The sequence below is a fragment of the Campylobacter taeniopygiae genome (assembly GCF_005406225.1).
In the GTDB taxonomy this organism is placed as follows: domain Bacteria; phylum Campylobacterota; class Campylobacteria; order Campylobacterales; family Campylobacteraceae; genus Campylobacter_D; species Campylobacter_D taeniopygiae.
Genome location: NZ_NXLY01000034.1, coordinates 1 through 3,607, shown reverse-complemented (window position 1 = coordinate 3,607; position 3,607 = coordinate 1). Strand labels below are relative to the sequence as shown.

The 3,607-nt window shown below is 27.4% G+C and carries 2 protein-coding genes; both read left to right on the top strand.

Features of this window, described 5'->3' with window-relative positions; all coding sequences use genetic code 11:
- The first annotated feature begins 170 nt into the window (after window positions 1–170).
- Window positions 171–986 (top strand): lysozyme inhibitor LprI family protein, encoded by an 816-nt coding sequence (locus tag CQA75_RS08735; RefSeq protein WP_137624578.1) that lies wholly within the window; start codon window positions 171–173, stop codon window positions 984–986.
- On the top strand, window positions 976–3,090 hold the full coding sequence (locus CQA75_RS08730; protein WP_246023826.1) for a hypothetical protein: 2,115 nt from the start codon (window positions 976–978) through the stop codon (window positions 3,088–3,090). The genes CQA75_RS08735 and CQA75_RS08730 overlap by 11 nt, the downstream gene beginning before the upstream one ends.
- Window positions 3,091–3,607 lie beyond the last annotated feature (517 nt).

Sequence of the window (3,607 nt, the reverse complement as noted above, 5' to 3'; positions counted from 1 at the left end):
TCAAATCCTCCATCAAGTAGGCGATACTCAAATTGTTACTAAGGGAGATTGTGTGATTATTAAAGCAGGTGGAGTAGAAGTGACCATAGACTCTAATGGACTTGTAGTTAAGGGTGGAGAGGTTAAGGCAGAATAGATGTAAATGAAAACAATTTGTTAAAGGAATAATTATGAAAAAAATTTTAATAGTTTTAGGATTTTTCTTAATGTTAAGCATTAGTGCTAATGCACAATCTCCAAGTGAAGCTAAACCTAGCTTTGATTGTGCTAAGGCAAGTACAAAAGCAGAAAAGATAATTTGCAATGATAAAAGTGGAGAGTTGCAAAAACTTGATAGCTTATATTCTAAACTCTATTTTTCAATATTAAAGAATATCCCAAAAGATACAAAAGAAGGACAAGAAACTAGAAAACAAATGCAAAAATTTGCTAAAAATTTTAAAGATTATAGAGATAATATGCGTTGTTTTTTATTAGCAAAAAATGATGATGAAAAAGAAGTGGAAGAATTATTTAACATAGGACGTGAAAACGGAATAATATATGAAAATCTTGACTCAGTTCATTTTGGTTTTAAACCACATCATTACAAGCCTTGTATAGCAAGGGTTTATAAAATGGGAATTTTATTACTTAGTACCAATACTATCATAGATACAAGTTCTCTCATAGACGAAGACACTATTTATGCTTGTGAGGGTAATATGATACTTGATATTTTTTCTATTAAAGGTTTAGCAAAGTTTAGATTTTATAATAAATTGTTTCCAAAAGGATATGAAGAAACTCTCACAAAAGCCTCTCAGAAATTACAAGAATTAAGCTCAAATGGTCGCTATACTCAAGTATGTGCTTTTGAAGATGAGGGATTTATATGTACAAATGGAGGATGTGAATATGATTTAGATGAAATGCGAACTAGAGTCATTCAGCCACTTGATAAATTTATTCAGAATATAGATTTAAGGAAACTAAATGCCAATTAAGACAACAAATTTAAGCTATGAGGGGTTTAAGAACAAATTATTTAGTCTATTAAGGTTGGTTGAAGGGATTGAAACAAAGATTTATGCTGATAGTGCAGATGCTCCAAAAATTACCATTGGCATAGGATTTAATATTGAACAGGATGAATGGAGAGAAATAATTTTGATGTATAAAATAGGGATTTTGAAATATACAGACTTGGAAAATGGTGTCTATACTCTAGCTAATATACTAAGCAAACAAAAAGATTCTACACAAACTCTCATTAATACAACTTCTAAAGAAATAAAAGATAAGATTGATGAGTATAGAGCAAGTAATAAAATTCAAAAAAATACCTATCAAACAGGTAAAAACCCAAATCAAAATATGATTAATTTGCAAAAAGATATCAATACTATTTTACAAAATAATATAAAAATTTACAACCAAAATCCTGAAAATATCAACCAAAAACTTGATATAAATATGGTTTTTGAGCTTACAGATAATGAAGCAATAGAAGTTAAAAATATCATTAATTTTAGTCAAATTAAGATGCTAAGACACAAATTAAACAAATGGAATGCAAATTATCTTACTTCTTTTAGCAAGACAGAATCAATCAATCCACAAGAGTTTATTCCCTTACTATCTATTTATTATCAGCGTTCAGCAAGATTTAAGCCAGAGAGCGGACTCATCTTGCTTCAAAAAGCCCTAAAGGATAGGAATAGATTCTTAGCGTGGTTTTCAGTACGTTATTATGCCGATATACGACAATTTAAAAACCCTTATTACTCTCGCAGAATCCGAGAAGCCGCTATGTTTGGCTTAAGCAACAAGAATCAAAATAATAATATAGAATATTTTTCAACAAGTCTTGATATATTTTCTTATCTTAATTTTAACTTTAAGGAAGCCAATACTGAGCAAGGGCTGAAGTTGCTAGATAAATATACTTATCTTTCTTTTATGCAAAATTATAAGAAATGTAAAGAAGTTGATGAAAAAGCAAAGAATCTCTTAAAAGAATACAATATATATCATACTAAAGACAAACATTATTATTTTTATATTACTAAAGAAGAATTTCGGGGTATAGCTGATATTCTCTCCCCCTATCTTAATTACCTAAACACTCTCACTAAAAAAGATTTTAGCTTAGATAATATTTATTGTATTGCTAATTATTGTGAGAATTTAGGTGCTAATAAAGTAGATAATGTTGCCCTGCTAAATAAAACTTTAAATGAAAAGCTTGAAAAACTAGAAGCAAATACACTCTACAAAATTCTTATTCTTTATCCAAATCCCACTCCATCTATCATACAAATAAAACAACCTAAAAATACTTTTATTACTTTACTTGTAGGAGCAAAAGCAAAGATAGATTGCTCTAAGCTAATAGAAGATCAATGCGAACTTATGTATTTAAAATATGATCCAACACAAGAAGAACAACAAACAATTAATCCACAAGCTTTTTCTTGTAGCACCCAAGAAGAACTTATTTTAAAAAAAGAAGATGAGTTGCACTTTAAAGCAGTAAAAAACAATATATCATATTTTATAAACAAAAACGATGGAATTTTAAAAGTTGCTCTTAATGATAATGAAGAAAATGCTATAGAATTATATAGCTTTGCTAAGGAAAATCAATTTAAAATTTTACAAGATAAAGCTTCAAAGATGCTAGATATTCATTTAAAAATCAATGAAGAAAAAATTTCAGCCAATAAAGGTGGTAATTTTGATTTAAAAATAAATAATTTAACTATTTTAGATGAAAATGGAAACAATCATGAAACCATCACTAAAGTATTTCTTCATAATTGTGAAAATAGAAGGATTTATGAAAGCTTAAAGCTTAACCAAAAAGAAGAAGGTAACTATGAAAGTGCTTTTAAAATAGATTTGATTTTAGATAAAAACTCTTCTTTTTTTAAAAGAGCTACAAAATTTATTATAGCTACAAAAGCTTTAGAAAATTTTAACACAGAACAAATACATAAAATGGCAAATGTGGCTATTATTTCTTTAAGTTCTGCAGATAAGCAAGAGGGTTATTATACTTTTACAAATAAGATAAGTATGCAAAGTTTTAAAGAAATATCTATTTGAATACTAGATCAAATGGATATGAAAGAAATTAAAGACTCAAGAGAGAATTTATATATCACAAATTTAAAAGCTTATAAAGAATAGCAAAATATCACTGATAAAATCCTTTGCAATGTAACTATTTTTAGAGCCTAATTTAAAATAATGAGGAAAAATTTGTCTTTGAAAAAACTGGCTAAAAAGAGAATAAAGCAAATTTTTGGAGTGGGTTTAGCAATGGCTTGTAAGCGATATTTTTATGAGAAATGATTTTAAATAATTAAAGAATACGCTAAAACTCTACTCTCTTTCTTTTTTAAAAACTCATATTCTAAAAATAAAATTTTATTTTACTCATATATGCTAGAATATTTCCTAACAAATATTAAATTTAATCATACTTATAAAGCTTTGTATTTAATAAATCTTATAACCACATTAAGGAGAAAACATGCCCCCAAATTCCTTTATGAATCTTAATATATTAAATTCTAATTCATCTTCCAATCCCCTACCCTTTAAAATCACTAAAGCCATC

Excerpts from the sequence above, each read along its gene's own strand:
- CQA75_RS08735 (WP_137624578.1), top strand. The coding sequence starts at position 171 with ATGAAAAAAATTTTAATAGTTTTAGGATTTTTCTTAATGTTAAGCATT.
- CQA75_RS08730 (WP_246023826.1), top strand. The coding sequence starts at position 976 with ATGCCAATTAAGACAACAAATTTAAGCTATGAGGGGTTTAAGAACAAA.